This is a genomic window from Photorhabdus heterorhabditis, from assembly GCF_018448905.1.
In the GTDB taxonomy this organism is placed as follows: Bacteria; Pseudomonadota; Gammaproteobacteria; order Enterobacterales; family Enterobacteriaceae; genus Photorhabdus; species Photorhabdus heterorhabditis.
In genome coordinates this window covers 1-19,644 of the sequence record NZ_RCWA01000029.1, presented here as the reverse complement: position 1 = coordinate 19,644, position 19,644 = coordinate 1, and the positions used below count along the sequence as shown (strand labels likewise).

At 41.6% G+C, this 19,644-nt stretch carries 21 protein-coding genes and 1 pseudogene; 19 read left to right on the top strand and 3 right to left on the bottom strand.

Features of this window, described 5'->3' with window-relative positions:
* Positions 1-34: 34 nt before the first annotated feature.
* Both EAE89_RS16590 and EAE89_RS16585 read right to left on the bottom strand, forming a co-directional pair.
* Entirely contained in the window at positions 35-382 is a 348-nt protein-coding gene (locus EAE89_RS16590; RefSeq protein WP_054479119.1) for a hypothetical protein, read from the bottom strand.
* Positions 369-641, bottom strand: coding sequence for a type II toxin-antitoxin system prevent-host-death family antitoxin (locus EAE89_RS16585; protein ID WP_054479118.1), 273 nt, complete (start codon positions 639-641; stop codon positions 369-371). Before EAE89_RS16585 ends, EAE89_RS16590 begins: the two co-directional genes overlap by 14 nt.
* A 789-nt stretch (positions 642-1,430) precedes the next feature.
* Between EAE89_RS16585 and EAE89_RS16580 the strand changes: the two genes are divergently transcribed.
* The 7 genes from EAE89_RS16580 to EAE89_RS16550 all read left to right on the top strand — a co-directional run bounded on the left by EAE89_RS16580 (position 1,431) and on the right by EAE89_RS16550 (position 10,375).
* Complete coding sequence (locus EAE89_RS16580; RefSeq protein WP_054479183.1) at positions 1,431-2,870, top strand: sensor histidine kinase; 1,440 nt, start codon at positions 1,431-1,433, stop codon at positions 2,868-2,870.
* Positions 2,870-3,706, top strand: a complete 837-nt coding sequence (qseG, locus tag EAE89_RS16575; RefSeq protein WP_214086258.1) for a two-component system QseEF-associated lipoprotein QseG — start codon at positions 2,870-2,872, stop codon at positions 3,704-3,706. Before EAE89_RS16580 ends, qseG begins: the two co-directional genes overlap by 1 nt.
* Positions 3,703-5,040: a two-component system response regulator GlrR gene (gene glrR / locus EAE89_RS16570; protein ID WP_054479115.1), complete on the top strand. Its 1,338-nt coding sequence runs from the start codon at positions 3,703-3,705 to the stop codon at positions 5,038-5,040. The genes qseG and glrR overlap by 4 nt, the downstream gene beginning before the upstream one ends.
* A 65-nt stretch (positions 5,041-5,105) precedes the next feature.
* Positions 5,106-6,728 (top strand): NAD+ synthase, encoded by a 1,623-nt coding sequence (locus EAE89_RS16565; protein WP_214086257.1) that lies wholly within the window; start codon positions 5,106-5,108, stop codon positions 6,726-6,728.
* A gap of 15 nt (positions 6,729-6,743) precedes the next feature.
* A complete protein-coding gene (gene glnB / locus EAE89_RS16560) occupies positions 6,744-7,082 on the top strand; it encodes a nitrogen regulatory protein P-II (protein WP_054479111.1) in 339 nt (112 codons plus the stop codon).
* 816 nt (positions 7,083-7,898) lie between these two features.
* Complete coding sequence (locus EAE89_RS16555; protein ID WP_214086256.1) at positions 7,899-8,960, top strand: phenazine antibiotic biosynthesis protein; 1,062 nt, start codon at positions 7,899-7,901, stop codon at positions 8,958-8,960.
* Positions 8,960-10,375, top strand: a complete 1,416-nt coding sequence (locus tag EAE89_RS16550; RefSeq protein WP_244866527.1) for an aldehyde dehydrogenase family protein — start codon at positions 8,960-8,962, stop codon at positions 10,373-10,375. Before EAE89_RS16555 ends, EAE89_RS16550 begins: the two co-directional genes overlap by 1 nt.
* Positions 10,376-10,644: 269 nt before the next feature.
* On the opposite strand, the pseudogene EAE89_RS16545 reads toward EAE89_RS16550, so the two are convergent.
* A pseudogene (locus EAE89_RS16545) lies at positions 10,645-10,839 on the bottom strand (NO-inducible flavohemoprotein); the annotation flags it as partial.
* Positions 10,840-11,064: 225 nt separating this feature from the next.
* Between EAE89_RS16545 and EAE89_RS16540 the strand changes: the two are divergent.
* The 12 genes from EAE89_RS16540 to EAE89_RS16485 all read left to right on the top strand — a co-directional run.
* Complete coding sequence (locus EAE89_RS16540; protein WP_072161958.1) at positions 11,065-13,101, top strand: type VI secretion system Vgr family protein; 2,037 nt, start codon at positions 11,065-11,067, stop codon at positions 13,099-13,101.
* Positions 13,098-13,595 carry a DUF4123 domain-containing protein gene (locus EAE89_RS16535; protein WP_054481353.1) on the top strand — a complete coding sequence of 166 codons (498 nt, stop codon included), beginning with the start codon at positions 13,098-13,100 and terminating at the stop codon, positions 13,593-13,595. The genes EAE89_RS16540 and EAE89_RS16535 overlap by 4 nt, the downstream gene beginning before the upstream one ends.
* Entirely contained in the window at positions 13,592-13,933 is a 342-nt protein-coding gene (locus tag EAE89_RS16530; RefSeq protein WP_149616428.1) for a hypothetical protein, read from the top strand. Before EAE89_RS16535 ends, EAE89_RS16530 begins: the two co-directional genes overlap by 4 nt.
* A 1-nt stretch (position 13,934) precedes the next feature.
* Positions 13,935-14,699 (top strand): restriction endonuclease fold toxin 5 domain-containing protein, encoded by a 765-nt coding sequence (locus EAE89_RS16525; RefSeq protein WP_214086255.1) that lies wholly within the window; start codon positions 13,935-13,937, stop codon positions 14,697-14,699.
* A gap of 12 nt (positions 14,700-14,711) precedes the next feature.
* Positions 14,712-15,434 carry an Imm52 family immunity protein gene (locus EAE89_RS16520; RefSeq protein ID WP_214086254.1) on the top strand — a complete coding sequence of 241 codons (723 nt, stop codon included), beginning with the start codon at positions 14,712-14,714 and terminating at the stop codon, positions 15,432-15,434.
* A 45-nt stretch (positions 15,435-15,479) separates the two neighbouring features.
* Entirely contained in the window at positions 15,480-15,746 is a 267-nt protein-coding gene (locus EAE89_RS16515; protein WP_214086253.1) for a PAAR domain-containing protein, read from the top strand.
* Between the two features lie 104 nt (positions 15,747-15,850).
* Complete coding sequence (locus EAE89_RS16510; RefSeq protein WP_214086252.1) at positions 15,851-16,612, top strand: restriction endonuclease fold toxin 5 domain-containing protein; 762 nt, start codon at positions 15,851-15,853, stop codon at positions 16,610-16,612.
* 12 nt (positions 16,613-16,624) lie between these two features.
* Positions 16,625-17,347 (top strand): Imm52 family immunity protein, encoded by a 723-nt coding sequence (locus EAE89_RS16505; protein WP_214086251.1) that lies wholly within the window; start codon positions 16,625-16,627, stop codon positions 17,345-17,347.
* Between the two features lie 45 nt (positions 17,348-17,392).
* The gene (locus EAE89_RS16500; protein ID WP_214086250.1) at positions 17,393-17,659 is read left to right on the top strand and encodes a PAAR domain-containing protein; all 267 of its coding nucleotides are present in this window, start codon (positions 17,393-17,395) and stop codon (positions 17,657-17,659) included.
* Between the two features lie 319 nt (positions 17,660-17,978).
* Positions 17,979-18,611, top strand: coding sequence for a Tox-REase-5 domain-containing protein (locus EAE89_RS16495; protein WP_244866525.1), 633 nt, complete (start codon positions 17,979-17,981; stop codon positions 18,609-18,611).
* Between the two features lie 134 nt (positions 18,612-18,745).
* On the top strand, positions 18,746-19,468 hold the full coding sequence (locus tag EAE89_RS16490; protein WP_054481359.1) for an Imm52 family immunity protein: 723 nt from the start codon (positions 18,746-18,748) through the stop codon (positions 19,466-19,468).
* A gap of 45 nt (positions 19,469-19,513) precedes the next feature.
* Positions 19,514-19,644 (top strand): PAAR domain-containing protein (locus EAE89_RS16485; protein ID WP_214086271.1); only part of this gene is annotated, 131 nt, incomplete at its 3' end.

Sequence of the window (19,644 nt, the reverse complement as noted above, 5' to 3'; positions counted from 1 at the left end):
TGCTTGCCCTTTTTACTCATGGAGTTTCAGAAGTTCAGTCCCTACGCAGGCAATATTGGATTAATGCTTGGCGTAAGTTCTGCCGTGTACTTAGGAGCAGCATAGCAATTACGGTATGGTTTGCTTCATCTATATTGTAGATTACCCGTAGTTGCAATTTAGTATCCACATAGTCATGGTAACTGATTAACCCAATATCAGCTGTTTCTTCACATAATGGAGCACTTTTGGGATGCTTAAGGACACGGGCCTCAACGCTGTTTAAAAAGGTTTCTAGCATTTTCCAAGATGCTTCTGTGCTGATATGTCTGGTTAAATAGTCAAAGCGTTCATGAAGCTGGTTCTCAAACGTCTGAGTATATTCAATTTTATTTACGATCACTGCTTGCTAAGTTCCGTAGGTTATTTCGCAGTTCATTAGATGACATGATTCGTCCAGATCTTACGTCTTTTTCAGCAAAAGATAGCAAGCGCAGCAATGCCATTTGCTCTTGCTGCATTTCAAATTGAGCAGGATCTTGAACCACATATAGTGGCTCCCCGTTTTGGGTTACTATGACTGGCTGAGATACATCCATAGAAGCCAATTCTTTTTTAAACGCAGAAACTGTCGTAATCCGCGAATTTTGGGTCTGATACATATTGTCCTCCGAGTAGAAACCTTGTTGCTTCTATCTTTAATAATACATCATTTACTGATAAAGGCCATATATGGGGCGAATATAGGCCATTAGTATGATGGCAGTGCTAATGATTCAAATGAGAAAGTTTTGTATCGGAAATTCCCAGAAGTTCAGGCCCTGTTTTTCACTGTCTCAATTACCCGACAAATGCCCATTATAAGTGTCTCCAAAAGGAGACGTTTAATTTATTGATTTATATGTATTTTTATTTTGGCGATCTTAGGTGTCTTTAATTGGAGACAGAAAACAAATTTTATTGATGCCAGAAACAAGGTATTTGGTAGCTGAAACGTTAAGTTTTTATTTTTTTCAAATAAAAACAATTGATTATGATTTTAATTCTAATGTTGGCACGTAACCTGCATTAAATCTGCCTAGTTGCTCATTCAGCTTCTTATGTTGGCCCACATGGGTGGAGACATGCCACATAAACTATCGAATGATGCCAAAGTAAGGTGCCTACCGTCCAACTCAATGATATCGCTTCCCGGCCTTATCAAACATCGGGCGACACGTGGAGTGAGGCACCAACCTATCCTGACTGTAGATAAACAGCAGGAATGTGTTCTCCTCACTGGCGGGACAATAGTTAAAACTATTGTCCCGCCGTCATAATTCAGGTGTCTGCCTGCCTCATTGTTTGGATGTTTGCATCTGCTATTTATCAGTAACAACAGAATTTATCAGCCGACAGGTTTTTCTATCTGCCTTTTGTCGGCTAACATTGGTGTACTGACAGGTTACGAGATGATTCCCTTGAAAAAATGGCGTTTATTTCCGCGCTCATTGCGCCAATTAGTTGTGATGGCTTTCTGGCTAGTACTATTGCCATTATTGGTTTTAGCATATCAGGCTTATCAGAGTCTTGATCAGCTCAGTGAACAAGCGGCTGATATAAACCGTACTACGTTGGCTGATGCTCGCCGCAGTGAAGCCATGACGGGGATTGCGCTGGAGATGGAACGTAGCTACCGCCAGTATTGTGTGTTGGGGGATAAAACGCTGGAAAATCTCTATCAGAAGCAATACCGGCAATACTCTAAAATGCTGAAAGATCAAATGGCGATACTTGATGATCAACAGCATATTAAGACGCTTAACGCTTTATTGTCACCATTGACAAAAATCACCTGCCTCAATAGCGAACCCACACAATCCGCAGCTCAATTACTGGAGCAATTTTCTAATGTTAATAGTCAGATGGTACAGACTACCCGTGATGTTATTTTCAGTAGAGGGGAACAGCTACAGAAAGATATTGCCGAGAAAGGACAATTTTTTGGCTGGCAGAGCCTTATTTTGTTTTTGTTGAGTGCATTATTGGTTGCGTTATTTACTCGTATGATTATCGGGCCAGTGAAAGGTATTGAACGGATGATTAACCGATTGGGAGAAGGGCAATCATTAGGAGTTCGTATAGATTCTTTTCAGGGGCCGCGAGAACTTCGCTCTTTGGCACAGCGGATTGTCTGGCTCAGTGAGCGATTGGCTTGGTTGGAATCACAACGCCATGAGTTTTTGCGTCATATTTCTCATGAATTGAAAACACCATTAGCCAGTATGCGGGAAGGGACAGAATTACTGGCTGACGAAGTTGCAGGGCCATTGACGGTTGATCAGCAAGAAGTGGTTGCTATTCTTGATAATAGTAGTAAACATTTACAGCAGTTGATCGAGCAATTGTTAGATTATAATCGTAAACTGGCGGATAGCTCGACGGAACAACAACAAGTTTCTTTACGGGAAATTGTTAATGAAGTGGTTTTATCACACAGTTTGCCTGCAAGATCAAAGAATATTCAGACAGAAATTCAACTTAATGCTGATATTTGCTGGGCAGAACCTACACTATTAATGCGGGTTATTGATAATCTCTACTCCAATGCGGTGCACTATGGCGCTGAATCCGGTAACATCTGGGTTTCTAGTCGTCAGATCGGCAAATGTGTTCAAATTGATGTTGCTAATACCGGTACTCCAATTCCTGAATCAGAACGTAGTATGATTTTTGAACCGTTCTACCAGGGAACGCTCCAGCGTAAAGGTGCAGTGAAAGGTAGCGGCCTTGGGCTAAGCATTGCGCAAGATTGTATTAAGCGTATGGGAGGTGAACTGTTATTAATTCAGAGCGAATTTGCTGACGTATGTTTTCGTATTGAGTTGCCATTAACTGCTGAGAATAAATAATGTATAACAGGTCTACTTACCGTTTTGTACAAAAGACGGATCGGCAGAGTATTGCGGCACAGCCTGGGAAAAACGTTTTTGTCACCAGACTATTATTACCACGAGTTTCAGTTTGGGGGTTTAGAATGATTCCGCTGATCCTCACTCCTTTTTTATTGGCGGGTTGCGTCAAAAGTCCGGTTAATAATAATTTAATTACAGCTGTAGTAACACCAGAACAACAGGTGACAGATTACCGTATCGCAGACTGCGATTTAATGTGGGATTTAGAGACACCGCCATCGATTGAGAACGCACTTTACTGGCTGCGGCTGATAGGTTGTTCAGATAACCTAACGTTAGCCGAAGCGCGTAATATTGCGAAACACATCATTCCAGTTACTTGGGATTTGGCTTTCAAGCAGAGCATCTTACTGAGTAGTGCCAGGCCGACGCTGGCTGAACGCCGGAAAATGGTTGAAAATCTTAACAAATACAGATTGAAATTCCCAAACTCATTGCGACCATTGTTGCAGTTATGGCGTGAACAACAGGTTCAGCAAATCGCAGTTGCTGAGGAACGAGAAAAATTTCATAAATTACAATCGGATACCGATAACAAAATTGACCGTTTGCGTGAAAGTCGTGCTCAGCTGGAATTTGAACTACAGGAAACAGCTCGTAAACTGGAAAATTTGACAGATATTGAACGCCAGCTCTCTTCCCGTAAACAGAATCAGAATAGTGCCAGTTCAAGTCATTCAAATGAACATACTGAAATGCCAGCGACGTCATCACCTGGCAAAAATAGCACGCCAGATGACACATCTGAATCAGATAAAGGAGCAGCACAATGACAGCGCGTAAGCCAGCCCATCTTCTTCTGGTTGATGATGATCCTAGTTTGTTGAAATTATTGGGAATGCGTCTTACTAGCGAAGGCTTTCGTGTCACAACGGCAGAGAGTGGCTATGAAGCACTGAAGCTACTCGCTAAAGAAAAAACTGATTTGGTGATCAGTGATCTGCGTATGGATGAAATGGATGGTATGGCGCTGTTCGCTGAAATTCAGAAACAACAACCAGGAATGCCAGTCATTATTTTGACAGCCCATGGTTCAATTCCTGACGCAGTTGCAGCAACTCAGCAAGGTGTTTTTAGTTTTCTGACTAAACCTGTTGACCGGGACGCACTTTATAAGGCAATTGATGGCGCATTGGCGTTATCTATACCAGCCGGTGATGAGCAGTGGCGGGAACAGATAGTTACCCGTAGCCCAGTTATGTTGCGCTTGTTGGAACAGGCGCGGATGGTTGCTCAATCTGATGTGAGTGTGTTGATAAATGGTCAGAGTGGTACAGGGAAGGAAGTATTAGCTCAGGCAATTCATCGTGCCAGCCCACGAGCGAAAAAACCATTTATCGCCATTAATTGTGGTGCTTTGCCGGAACAACTGCTTGAGTCGGAACTGTTTGGTCATGCCAAAGGAGCATTTACCGGTGCGGTCAGCAGCCGTGAAGGGTTGTTTCTTACTGCACAGGGAGGGACGCTGTTTCTTGATGAAATCGGTGATATGCCGCTGGCTTTGCAGGTTAAATTGTTGCGGGTATTACAGGAACGTAAAGTACGTCCACTAGGCAGTAACCGTGATTTGGATATTGATGTACGGATTATTTCTGCTACTCACCGCGATTTACCAAAGGCAATGGCAAAAAATGAATTTCGGGAAGACCTCTATTATCGCCTGAATGTGGTTAATCTGAAGATTCCTGCCCTGAATGGAAGAGCTGAAGATATTCCTTTGCTGGCGAATCATTTGTTACGTGAATCGGCGAAGCGCCATAAACCTTTTGTCCGCAGTTTCTCTGCTGATGCAATGAAATGTTTGATGTCGGCAAGCTGGCCTGGAAATGTGCGCCAACTTGTTAACGTGATTGAACAATGTGTTGCGTTGACTACCGCACCTGTTATTAGTGAAGCTCTGGTTACGCAGGCGTTGGAAGGGGAGAATACAGCGTTACCTACTTTTGCCGAAGCTAGAAATCAGTTTGAACTGAATTACCTGCGTAAATTACTGCAAATGACCAAAGGTAATGTGACTCATGCAGCGCGTATGGCAGGGCGTAACCGGACTGAATTCTACAAGTTACTGGCGCGTCATGAGTTAGATGCAAATGATTTTAAAGAATAACTTTTCCGCTGTTCAGGAAGTTTTTACACTGGTTAAAGATTGATGGCTTGGGAGAGCCAAATTGTATGAGTCGTACTCTTAATATTGCCCTTGCACAGCTAAATTGGATGATTGGTGACATTGAAGGCAACTGTGAACGCATGTTGCAGACAGTGCAGGAACAGCAGCAGCAAAATGCTGATTTGGTCATATTCTCTGAACTGGCATTATCCGGTTATTCTCCAGAAGATCTATTATTCCGTACTGATTTTCATCAACGTTGCCGTGAGCAACTGGTGCGTTTACAGGCGGCCAGTTGCCAAACGGCTATTTTGGTTGGTCATCCTTGGGAGCAGGATGGGGAAATTTACAACGCGCTTTCCTTGTTCTGGCGAGGGGAAATCCTGGCTCGTTATTTTAAACAACGGTTGCCAAATTATGGTGTTTTCGATGAAAAACGCTATTTTAACGCGGGCTATCAAAGCTGCGTTGTGCCATTTAAGGGCTATAATCTTGGGTTGCTGATTTGTGAAGATTTATGGTTTGATGAACCGATTGATGCTTTGCAACAGGCTGGTGCGGATTTAATTCTTTCTATTAATGCTTCTCCATATAACCGTGAAAAACCCTATATACGTTATGAACTGATTAGAGAACATTGCCAACGTACAGATTTACCCATGATCTATCTCAATCAGGTTGGTGGTCAGGATGAATTGATTTTCGATGGCTGTTCTAAAGTTTTTAATGCAAATGGTGAAATCACTCACCGGTTGGCTGCATTTAATGAACAAATCCAGCAATGCTGCTTTGATGAATTAAAGATTGAACCTATGGTTAATCCGGCTCCTGAATTACCGCCATTGCAGCAGGTGTATCAAGCATTAGTACTTTCAGTACGTGATTATGTGCGTAAGAATGGCTTTAAAGGTGTTCTGCTAGGCTTATCTGGGGGGATTGATTCTGGCCTGACGTTGGCAATTGCTGTTGATGCGTTAGGTAAAGAGCATGTTCAGGCAGTGATGATGCCGTTCCGCTATACATCTGAAATGAGTATAGAAGATGCCAAAGAACAGGCTGATATGTTGGGTGTTGAGTTTAATGTCGTGTCGATAGAGCCGATGTTTGATGCATTTATGACACAATTTGAACCTATGTTTGCCGGTACTGCCAAAGATACCACCGAAGAAAATTTACAAGCGCGTTGCCGCGCCGTTATTCTGATGGCGATGTCTAATAAGCGCCATCGTCTGGTGCTGACGACTAGTAATAAAAGCGAATCGGCTGTGGGATATTCCACATTATATGGTGATATGGCCGGTGGTTTTAATGCGCTGAAAGATGTACCGAAAACATTGGTATTTGAATTGGCAAAATATCGTAATATGGTTTCTCTGGCGATACCTCAAAGAGTCATTGAGCGTCCACCATCGGCAGAATTGGCACCTGGACAGCTTGACCAGGACAGTTTACCACCCTATGACATTCTGGATGCTATTCTGGAGGGGTATGTGGAACAGGATAAATCGGTAGATGAGCTGGTGGTTGCGGGTTTTGATGAAGAGGTGGTACGCAAAGTTATTCGTCTGGTTGATATTAACGAATATAAACGTCGTCAGGCTCCGGTTGGCCCGCGTATTACGCCACGTAATTTTGGTAAAGACAGACGCTACCCGATTACCTCTGGTTTCGGTCGTAAAAACTGGTAACAACAGGAAAACTTCATGAAAAAGATCGATGCGATTATCAAACCTTTCAAATTGGATGATGTGCGTGAAGCTCTGGCTGATGTGGGTATCACTGGAATGACTGTCACAGAGGTGAAAGGTTTCGGACGTCAAAAAGGGCATACAGAATTATATCGCGGTGCAGAATATATGGTAGATTTTCTGCCAAAAGTAAAAATTGAAATTGTTGTGCCAGATGATATTGTCGATACCTGTGTTGAAACCATTATGCAGACAGCACAGACCGGAAAAATCGGTGATGGTAAAATCTTTGTATTCGATGTTGCCCGTGTTGTCCGTATTCGTACTGGTGAACAGGACGAATATGCAATTTAGTATAATTTAATTTTTAAGGGTGGTAATAGTCAGATCAAAGTACCACCTTTAAATATAAAAATTAGGATTTTCGTAGATAGCCACTACTTTTGGGTTGTATCTGGGTGATAAGTTACGTGTCGAAGTAAAATAAGATATTTTTATATAAAACCAAGGTATTGGCTGATATAAAAATATTTAAAATGTAGTAAAAAACTTGCTGGCATAATAGTAAGATTAGGCTAATATATTCATTAATTATGATGCGTTATATGGTTAATTAAGCAATTTATTATAAATATCATCATTAGATTTCAAGTTGCAGTGCGGCGGCAAGAGAACGCATCCCCAGGAGCATAGATAACGATGTGACTGGGGTAAGTGAACGCAGCCAACAAAGCAGCAGCTTGAAAGATGAAGGGTATAAATCAATTAATTAAATTATAGTCTCGCCCGATTTCAATAAAGAAATTCATTTTTTTATAATCGAATATGATAATTGATGTGTAATGTTTTTTTACAATTTACAAACTTGTTTTAAATCAATTGCTAATCTCTAACTTCACTATTTTTAATCTGAATTTTTTGTAATAATTTTAGGTTATATTTAAAAATTAAATTAAAATTGTATTATTGCATAGTTTCTCTCTTTTCTGTTAAAGGAAGAAAATTAAGAGTTTTGCAGATAATTGAATTTATACCCAATAGATTTCAAATTGCAGCGCGGCGGCAAGAGAACGCAGCCAACAAAGCAGCAACTTGAAGGATGAAGGGTATATTATCTTCTTTTAGGCTGATCAGTAGTACCTGTAAACTTAACTTTATAATGAGGTACATATGGCAGATTTTCATAGTTTTAATACTCATTTGTTTCAGATCATGGATTGGCATTTTTCTCCTGAAACGGGATCACCATTTTGGCTTGAGAAATGCAAGGCATTGGGTTTTGACCCTTTTCGAGATATCCGCAATTTCTCTGATTTAATGCTATTTCCAGATATTTCTGATGAACTTCGGGATATTCCTGTTGAAAGTTTAGTGCCTCGAGGTTTAAAGGGAGCCATGATTGCAGGTGTATTTGAAAGTGGAGGCACGACAGGGCGCCCTAAGCGAGTTATTGTATTTGAAGAATGGTTGGAACAGCTTGTGGCTTGGCGTCTGAATGATATGCAGGTCATTAATAAGGGAGCAATAAAGAATACGCTCGCCTTGGTTCCTTCCGGGCCTCATGTTATAGGGACAATAAGCCGTCTTCGGGCTCGCTCCAGTGGAGGGTATTTTTTTGCCATAGATTTAGATCCACGTTGGGTGAAGAAGATGATCCAGCAAGGTGATATTAATGGGGTGGATGCCTATTGTGAGCATATTATTGATCAGGCGGAAGATATTATTAATACGCAACATATTAGTTATTTGATTGTTACGCCTCCACTTTTAGAGCGCATGGTGAGAAGAACTGCCCTGGTGAGTTATTTGAATAAGACTTTGGATCTTATTGTTTGGGGTGGAACTCATATGGACTCGGATACATTGACATTTTTACAATCCTCAGTTTTTCCTGATGTCAAAATAACAGCCAGTTATGGCAGTACGATGATACTTGGCGAATCCAAATCAAGAGATGGTCAGGATTTTGAAGGTTCACCTATTTTTGATAGTTTTGCCCCTAATGTCCTGTTTGACGTTATTGATCCGTTAACGCAACAACCGGTTCGTTTTGGGGAGCGAGGTCGGGTTGTGATGAACTATCTCAGCAAGTTTGCTTTATTTCCGAATATATTGGAGCGAGATACCGCTGTGCGACTTCCAAGGATAGATAATTATCCTGGGGCTTCAGTTGCGTTGGTGCGTCCTGTTGAAGAGATTTCTGGTCAGGCCGTGATAGAAGGGGTTTATTAATGCTAGTAGATAGTGTAAAGCCTGACGTAAAACCAGCAATGGAGAACAAATTGCAACAGGTGGAGGCCCTCGTACTGGGAGAATCCTATGTTACACGCCGGCGTGCGGAGGTTATTGGCGTTTTAAATGAAGTTGTTGGAGAAACCGCAGTCGTTCCCCCGGTTTATATCTGTGAAGTTGTTCGTAAGATGAGAATGGCGCCGCGATTGAGGCTGGATGAAATTCATGCAGCGATGAAGAGGGCCGCAAAAATTTATTCCGGTGAGAGTGTGGCCGGACTTTCTCCGTCAGAATATGTGCAATTGGCACATCGTGTCATTGGGCTGCCAGCAGCCATTATCGAAAGGTCTCTGATCGAAACTACAGAAGTTCTGATTATGATGCCTGAGATAATCAAAGCATCTATGCCACATGGTGCTGTTTGGGATGTGGATGATGAAAGAGTAATAGAAGGATGTGCCTTATTCAGCCGGCGAGCAGATGTGTTGGCGGTTCTGACTGGTGGCAATGGACCGGGAGCACATGCTTTATGGCCACAAGCTCTCGCTTTTGGGTATAGAGTCTTAATTAAGCCTTCTGTTCGTGAGCCATTCACCGCTCAGCGATTAGTTGCCTCATTGGAACAGGCTGGGCTTGGAAACTATGTTGCGCTCATACCGACAGATCATAAAGGTGCTGACGAAATTGTTGCTGCGGCAGATCTGTCTATTATTTATGGCGGACAAGATGTCGTTAATAAATATCACTTGAATCCTAGAGTCTTAATACAAGGACCTGGGCGTTCGAAAATTGTAGTGGGTTCAGATGTGAATATGGATGAAGCAGTTTCACTTGTGGCACAATCGGTCACTTCTCTTGGTGGTGCCGCATGTGTTTCTGCTAGCGCGGTATTAATAGAAGGGGAGCCTACTGATTTTGGTAAACGTTTATCCGAAGCTTTTAATCAGATGAATGCCGAAGAGGTATTTCCGTTAGGATCATCTAATACCACGGCTTTATTACAGAAGTCGCTTTATCCAGAAAAGATAGATGGTGAAGATCTTCGGCTGTTTGGTGATCAAACATCATCGGGATATGTTCTTAAACCTCATGTTACCGTTGTCGATAATCCAAGAGATCCTTTAATTCAACGCGAATTTCCGTTTCCATGTGTAACTGTTGCGCCTTATAAGAATCCAGATAGTTTACAAATGCTATCAGATTCGTTAGTCGTTACTGTATTTTCGAAAAAAAGCGAAATTCTGGACCCTATTCTCAGTGATACAACCATCAGTAATATCTATGTAGGAAATATCCCAACCACTTGGATGGCGCCACTTGTACCTCATGATGGATATTTGTCAGAGTTTTTGATGCATAGTCGAGGGATTCACATTCAGAAAAATTGGTTTACTTCGAACGATAAAAGGAAATAAACGACATAAATGCATATTACAGATCAATGACTAAATTGATTTTTTGAATCTGAATATAATATACCCAATGGATTTCAAGATGGATCGCGACGGCAAGGGAGCGAATCCCCGGGAGCATAGATAACTATGTTATAAAGAACTATGTGACCGGGGTGAGTGAGTGCAGCCAACAAAGAGGCAACTTGAAAGATAACGGGTATATACACCTAACTCAAACCGCGCCATGAATGGCGCGGGTGTTTTGTTCTTTCAGTGATGAAACTGAAAATTTAAATCACTTTATGCGGACCAAAGCATTCATAGTGAATAAATTGTTTATCAACTCCTATATCCAATAACTGTTTCGCCACATATTGCATAAAGGGAACTGGGCCACAGAAATAAAAATGCATTCCTTTGGTTTTGAGTGTCTCATTCAGAACTGCCAGATCCATAAAACCTTTATGTTGATAATTAACACCTTGCTGAACATGTTTTTAAGTACGGTGATGGTCAACTATTACATAGCTAAAAGCAAAGCCCGTCTGAAAGTTGCAAAATTCCACTTTGGTGCCCATGTTGCATCTCATCATATTTTCTTATGATTAAATTGTTTGATTGATTAAAAAACAGTATGATTGCTTTTTTTGTAATCATTTCGTCTGGGGTGTATTGCGAGTTGATAACTTAATTATAGGTAACAATTGCTTATGGCTAATGATTTTGATGTGGAACGAACCGGATTGGTTTTTACTCTCGCGGTCGGTAATCTCCCTGTGAAAACTTTTGCTGTGGTCGAATTTACACTGAATGAAGCGCTGTCAACATTATTCAGTTTGCAAGCCACACTCACCTGTGCCAATCCAGACATTGATTTTGCGGATGTTCTGGATAAATACGCCACATTGACCGTTTATCGCAATGGGCAGCCTGAGCGTTATATCACTGGGATTGTGACGCATTTTGTGCAGGAAACCACTGGCCGTTATCGTAGCCGCTACTGTTTGACACTTCATCCTTCCTTGTGGCGTGCCGGATTACGAGTTAATTCCCGTATTTTTCAGAATCAATCGGTCACTGATATTATTGAAAGACTGTTGAAAGAAAATGGCGTTCGCCATTTCTCTTGTCTACTGCGTTATGAGCATCCAGAACGGGAGTTCTGCGTTCAATACGATGAGAGTGATTTGGCTTTTTTACAGCGTCTGTCAGCTGATGAAGGGATCTTTTATTACTATTACTTTGATCAAAGTAAGGACGAGCCGACAGTTATTTTTGTCGACTCTTATACCCAGAATGGCATTCTTTCACTGCCCTACAACCCTGAATTCGATGCCACAGGCAGTCAGTGTTGTATCAGCCAATTTCGTTGGGGAGAAAAGGTAGGTATTGCTGAAGTTTCGTTGAAAGACTACACATTTAAAAATCCCCGATGGCCTGCTGATTTTCAATTCCATGAAACCCAAAGGTACATCAGTAATCAACGTTCGGATTTACGTAGTTACTATCACTATGACTTTCCCGGACGTTATAAAGATGAAAATGGGCAGCGGATAAGCCAGTATCGGTTGGAGGCGTTGCGTAATGATGCTTTGCTCGGTAGTGGACAAAGTGACAGTTTTGCTCTTTTACCGGGCATGTGGTTTACGCTTACCGATCATCCGAAAGAAAAATTTAATGCCTCGTGGCAAATAATCCAAATTACTCACTATGGCCAGCAGCCTCAAGCGGATGAATCACGTTTTGGTAGCAAAGGGACGATTTTGACGAATAATTTTACCTTTGGTAGCTCTAACCGGGTATGGCGTCCCTTACCTTACCCCAAGCCACGTATTGATGGCCTGCAAATTGCCACGGTGGTTGGTCCAGAGGGAGAAGAGATATTTTGTGATGAATATGGGCGGGTGAGGGTGCAATTTGCCTGGGATCGGTATGGCAAGCTTAATGATCAAAGTTCTTGCTGGATAAGAGTTAGTCAGGCTTGGGCTGGACATGGTTGGGGAATGATTACCATCCCGCGTGTTGGTCAGGAAGTACTGGTCGATTTTCTACATGGCGATCCTGACCAGCCGATTATTACTGGACGAACCTACCATGCTTGTAATATCCCACCGAACCGTTTACCGATGGCAAAAACGCAGATGTCAATCCGATCAAAAACCCATAAAGGGGAAGGATTTAATGAACTGCGTTTTGACGATGATAAAGGCGGTGAGGAAATCTATATTCATGCTCAGAAGGACATGAAAACTGAGATTTTAAACGATGAAGTGGTCAATATTGAACATAACCGGACTCATCATGTTAAACACGACGCCCACTTACGTGTTGATAATGAATATCGTGTTCTGGCGAAACAGGATATTTCCATTTCAACCGGGCAAAAACTCCATATCAAAGCTGACGATGCGTTGTTGGTACAGAGTGGAAATGAAATTCATCTCAGTTCTGGGGCAAAGATAGTCATTGATGTCGGAAGTGAGCTTACCTTACAGGCAGCAGGGCATTTTATTAAAATTGATGCCAGTGGTATCAGCAGTAGTGCCGGGATTAGTTTTGCCAGTGGAACACCGGGTACAGGTTCGGGTTGGGGAGGGAAACTGCCGGATATGCTGGATAGACTGAAACAGGTCAGTGCTGAAATGCCAACTGCCGTTGTTAAAGAACCACTCAAAGAAATTTGTCTCAGTTGTCTGATGAAAGCAGAACGTGAAGAAGCAATAACCATTATCAGGGGGCAGTCATGACACCTAAATTAAGCGAAAAACTGGCTAATTATCAGAAAGAACATCCCGGCGTTCGGCTTTATGCGCTGGTGAATGGTTTGCAATATGAGCGCTGTTTTGGTGAGGAAATTAACTATATCGCGGGTATCAACAACCCACTGTTCCGGCACTATCCAGATTCAAAAATTGCGTTTGCAGGCCCGTGGCTGTTTGATATGGAATACGCTCATCAGTGGCAAGATAAATTATCAACACTTGAAGAAACGTCTCCGGCAGTATCATGGCTGTTAACTTCTCTGTCATTGGATAAATTGACCCGCCATCTTGTGCCATATTTAAATATTCAGCTGTCGGCAAAACAGACGGCACTGCTACGTTTTTATGATCCTCGTATTTTGCATCTCATTCGTGACATTTTTAGCCATGAGCAACTGTCTGCATTTATGCAGGGTATTAACGCATGGGTTTATCAACACAATTCTACTTATTATTCGGTGTCAGGAGATCCATTATGATTGAATTGACCCAAACACAACTTGATATCATTACCAAACTGGAAAAGCAGACCGTTATTGATCGTATACAGGCCGAACTTCTAGCTAAACACGCTGAATTAATACCTTCTCCGTCTTCGCTGAACAAACGGCTAATGGCTGCTTATGACTATTTACTGACATTAAACTTTCAGGATAAATACTTGATTCAATCCTATTTATCTCTGGTCGCGTTTAATCCTGATTTTCAGTATGCCTCGCCAATCAAATCTGCTCTGGAATCCCCTGATCAGAAATCTGAGCAACAGTTTAAAGATATTCTTTGTATTGCAAAAAATAAGATAAACAGGAGACGTTAATATGCCAATACCGTTACTGGCCCCTGTCGCAGTAGGTGCGGCTGAATATGTTGCCAGCGCCTGTGCTGGAGTACTAATTGCTGTCGGCATCATGGAAGCAAGTAAAGAAAAACCGGTTGAAGACGATGAACATATTCACCGAAAGAAAATGGATTTTGTGATAAGTCCTGAAATCACGGATGAAGACAGAAATATTGTCTGGAGTGCCGAAGCGCATGCGGATTTTTGGGAGGATGATGATTTAGGGGATGAGTCCGTTGATACCAGTGCGGTTCAGGCGAAGGCCCAGTCTAAGGCGGAAGAGTGTGAAAAAACGGAGAATAAAAAGGAGTGCAAGGCTTGCCTGGCTATTCCGGTGACGAGTGAAAAATATCGCAAGGTGAGCCGCTGGAGCGCCATCACAATTAACTATCAGCGATTTATTGCCCAAACGAAATATGATCCGACTATACAGATGATCCAGGAATTTCAGTGCCTGAAAGTAACCTTTGATGGCTGGCGACCCGCGTATTGCTTATTTCTGGAAGCTAAGGCGCGGTATGACCAGTTTTTTAGGAGTAATGAGGAACCTAAGAAATGGTGGAAAGGTGTTTTTTCAGCTATAAGGCAAGCCCAAAGGCATCAAACAGTCTGTAATGTTCTGGATGGTACCCCTCATGTGGAATGGCACTTTTTACAGCCGATCAGTTATGAATATTTTAAAGTGCAATTTAGTGATCATAAAAATATCAGTGTTCACTATACCCCCTGCGATAGTTTATTTTAATTTGAGGTCAACATGACAATAATTCATTTAAAAATCAATGTACGTTATGAACAGCAGGAAACTATTACTGCCAATACTGCGTTAATGGATTTGTTTCATATTACACGTCAAATTGATGTCTTTTTTAACCTGAAAAAAACTTGGTACTTAACTGGTTACTCCCGAAAGGAGGCTTTAAAACATATTGTATTCGATGAACAGGGGCCAACTGCGGTTGCTATCAAGGACTTTGAAAAAGATTATAAAAAAGATTTTCCGGCGCTTATTACTGGGATATGGGATGGTGAAAAAGATGGATTAGATAATGGTATTATGTATAAAAAAATGCGAACTGCTACCCCTAACTGGGTTTGGCTGGAAATAAACCTAAGTGTTGACAGCTATCAACTTGATGTCATCAGGTTAATTGACTTAGTTAAATATTTAGCGACTAGCCGTGACTTTCCTTATATTCAAGTGGAAACCAACGGCTATACCTTAAAAGGTAGACAGGTTTTCCCTGACCGCCTCAGTATCGGCTGGATGCTTTACCAGCCGCGCATTATTGATAAATCTTATTTGCCTATGGCGGAGGAGGTACTTCACGTTTATCAACATGATCAACAAATAGGCACTCTGATTGTCACCAAAAAAGGCATTTTTGATGGAAGAAATCAGGACGATATTGATAAATCCAATGATGTTGAAATTCAGTTAGTGAACCTGGGATTATTACCATTAATTACCGAAGTGTGATGGAGGTGATGTTATTTACCAATTGAAAAACGGTGGAGAACGTTAATGGCAAAAGCGGTTATTCTATTAGAAGATATGACAGATCATGGCGGTAAGGTGATTACCGCTATTGATGACTATACTCACAAGGGTATTCCTATCGCGGGTAAAGGTGATTTGGTGGAGTGCCCTCAATGCAAAGGTGTATTTCCTATTATTCAGGGGGCTGACTCTTTAAAATATAAAGGAAAATCGATTGCGCTTGAAGGAATGCAAACAGCCTGTGGGGCAAAATTAATTGCCAGTCAGCATAAGTTCACTCTTGCCAGTTAATGTGAATTTAATTCGGAGCATTTGAATTCCCGGTCAGGAGCTGAAATAGCAGTTTAAAGATATTCTTTGTATTGCAAAAAATAAGATAAACAGGAGACGTTAATATGCCAATACCATTACTGGCCCCTGTCGCAGTAGGTGCGGCTGAATATGTTGCCAGCGCTTGTGCCGGGGTATTAATTGCTGTCGGTATAGTGGAAGCAAGTAAGGAAAAACCGGTCGAAGACGATGAACATATTCACCGAAAGAAAATGGATTTTGTGATAAGTCCTGAAATCACGGATGAAGACAGAAATATTGTCTGGAGTGCCGAAGCGCATGCGGATTTTTGGGAGGATGATGATTTAGGGGATGAATCCGTTGATACCAGTGCGGTTCAGGCGAAGGCCCAGTCTAAGGCGGAAGAGTGTGAAAAAACGGAGAGTACAAAAGAGTGCAAGGCTTGCCTGGCTATTCCGGTGACGAGTGAAAAATATCGCAAGGTGAGCCGCTGGAGCGCCATCACGATTAACTATCAGCGATTTATTGCCCAAACGAAATATGATCCGACTATACAGATGATCCAGGAATTTCAGTGCCTGAAAGTGACCTTTGATGGCTGGCGGCCCGCGTATTGCTTATTTCTGGAGGCCAAAGCGCGGTATGACCAGTTTTTTAAGGGTAAAGAGCCTAAAAAATGGTGGAGAGGCGTTTTCTCAGCCCAAGAACAAGCAGAAAGGCATCAAAAAGTTTGTGATGCACTGGAATGTACTCCCTATGTTGAATGGCACTTTTTACAACCCATAAGTTGTGCATACTTTAAGATTATGTTTAGTAAACATAAAAATATCAGCGTTCACTATACTCCGTGCAATAGTTTAGTTTAATCCGAGGTCAACATGGCAATAATTTGTCTAAAAATCAATGCGTATTATGAGCAACAGGAAACCGCTGTCGTCAACACTGCGTTGATGGACTTGTTTCATATCACACGGCAAATTGATATCTTTTTTGGGCAGAAAAAAATCTGGTACTTAACCGGTTACTCCAGAAAACAGGCACTTAAGAATGTTGTTTTTGATGAGCAGGGGCCAACTGAAGTTGCTATCAAAGATTTTGAAAAAATTTATAGGAAAAATTTTCCGTCACTTATTACTGGCATATGGGATGGGGAGAAGGATGAATTATCCTGTGGTATTAGTTATAAAAGAATGTCAAGTGTACGTCCCAATTGGATTTGGTTGACACTCGATCTAAGCATTGACTCTAGCCAGTTGAATATATCTAAGTTGATTGATTTAATTAAATATTTATCTATCAGTTGTGATTGTCCTTATATTCAAGTGGAAACTAACGGCTATACTTTATCTCAACATAATGTTTTCCCTGACCGTCTCAGTGTTGGCTGGATGCTTTACCAGCCCCGTATTATTGATAAATCTTATCTGCCTATGGCGGAGGAGGTACTTCCCGTCCATCAAAATAATGAACAGGTAGGTACTCTGATTATCACCAAGAAAGGCATTTTTGACGGTGAAAGTCAGGATGATATTGATAAATCCAATGATGTTGAAATTCAGTTAGTGAACCTGGGATTATTACCATTAATTACCGAAGTGTGATGGAGGTGATGTTATTTACCAATTGAAAAACGGTGGAGAACGTTAATGTCAAAAGCAGTTATTCTATTAGGAGATATGACAGATCATGGCGGTAAGGTGATTACCGCTATTGATGACTATACTCACAAGGGTATTCCTATCGCGGGTAAAGGTGATTTGGTGGAGTGCCCTCAATGCAAAGGGGTTTTTCCTATTATTCAGGGGGCTGACTCTTTAAAATATAAAGGAAAATCGATTACTCTTGAAGGAATGCAAACAGCCTGTGGGGCAAAATTAATTGCCAGTCAGCATAAGTTCACTCTTGCCAGTTAATGTGAATTTAATTCGGAGCATTTGAATTCCCGGTCAGGAGCTGAAATAGCAGTTTAAAGATATTCTTTGTATTGCAAAAAATAAGATAAATAGGAGACGTTAATATGCCAATACCGTTACTGGCCCCTGTCGCAGTAGGTGCGGCTGAACATACCCAATAGATTTCAATTTGCAGCGAGGCGGCAAGTGAACGCATCCCCAGGAGCATAGATAACTCTGTGACTGGGGTAAGTGACCGCAGCCAACAAAGCAGCAATTTGAAAGATGAAGGGTATATGTCGCTAGTGCTTGTGCCGGGGTACTAATTGCTGTCGGCATCATGGAAGCAAGTAAAGAAAAACCGTTCGAAGACGATGAACATATTCACCGAAAGAAAATGGATTTTGTGATAAGTCCTGAAATCACGGATGAAGACAGAAATATTGTCTGGAGTGCCGAAGCGCATGCGGATTTTTGGGAGGATGATGATTTAGGAGAAGAATCCGTTGATACCAGTGCGGTTCAGGCGAAGGCCCAGTCTAAGGCGGAAGAGTGTGAAAAAACGGAGAGTACAAAAGAGTGCAAGGCTTGCCTGGCTATTCCTGTGACGAGTGAAAAATATCGCAAGGTGAGCCGCTGGAGTGCCATCACGATTAACTATCAGCGATTTATTGCTCAAACGAAATATGATCCTAGCATACAGATGATCCAGGAATTTCAGTGCCTGAAAGTGACCTTTGATGGCTGGCGACCCGCGTATTGCTTATTTCTGGAAGCTAAGGCGCGGTATGACCAGTTTTTTAGGAGTGAAGATGAACCAAAAAGTTGGTGGAAAGGTGTTAAATCGGCCCAAAATCAGGCTATCAGGCTATCAGGCTATCAGGCTATCAGGCTATCAGGCTATCAGGCTATCAGGCTATCAGGCTATCAGGCTATCAGGCTATCAGGCACCAGAAGGTTTGTGATGTACTAGATAGTACTCCCCATGTGGAATGGCACTTTTTGCAACCTATCAGTTGTGGGTATTTTAAGGTACTGTTTAGTAAATACAAAAATATCAGTGTTCACTATACCCCTTGCAGCAGTTTAGTTTAATTCGAGGTAAACATGGCGATAGTTCGTATAAAAATTAATGTATATTATGAGCAGAGAGAAACTATTACTGCCTATACAGCTTTGATGGACTTGTTTTATATCACACGGCAAATAGATGTATTTTTTAACCAGGAAAAAGTGTGGTACTTAACTGGCTATTCCCGAAAGGAAGCCCTAAAACATATTGTGTTTGATGAGCAGGGACCAACTGAGGTATCCATAAAAAGTTTTGAAAAAGATTATAAGAGAAATTTTCCTGCTCTTATTAACGGTATATGGGATGGTGAAAAGGATGAGTTATCTAGTGGCATTAGTTATAGCAAAATGTTAACTGATCGCCCTAATTGGGTTTGGTTGGAAATGAATTTAAGGATTGATAGTCATCAGCTTGAAGTCTCTCGGTTAATTGACTTTGTCAAATATTTAGCGACCAGCCGTGACCTTCCTTATATTCAAGTCGAAAATAATGGTTATACCGTAAAAGGCAAACAGGTTTTCCCAGACCGTCTCAGTGTTGGCTGGATGCTTTACCAGCCCAGCATTATTGATAAATCCGATCTGCCTATGGCGGAAGATGTGCTTCCCGTGCAGCAGAATAATGAACAGGTAGGTACTCTGATTGTCACCAAAAAAGGCATTTTTGATGGAAGAAATCAGGACGATATTGATAAATCCAATGATGTTGAAATTCAGTTGGTGAACTTAGGATTATTACCATTAATTACTGAAGTGTGATAGGGATGATGTTATTTACCAATCGAAAAACGGAGGAGAACGTTAATGGCAAAAGCAGTTATTCTGCTGGGTGATACGACAGATCATGGCGGTAAGGTGATTACCGCTATTGATGACTATACTCACAAGGGTATTCCTATCGCGGGTAAAGGTGATTTGGTGGAGTGCCCTCAATG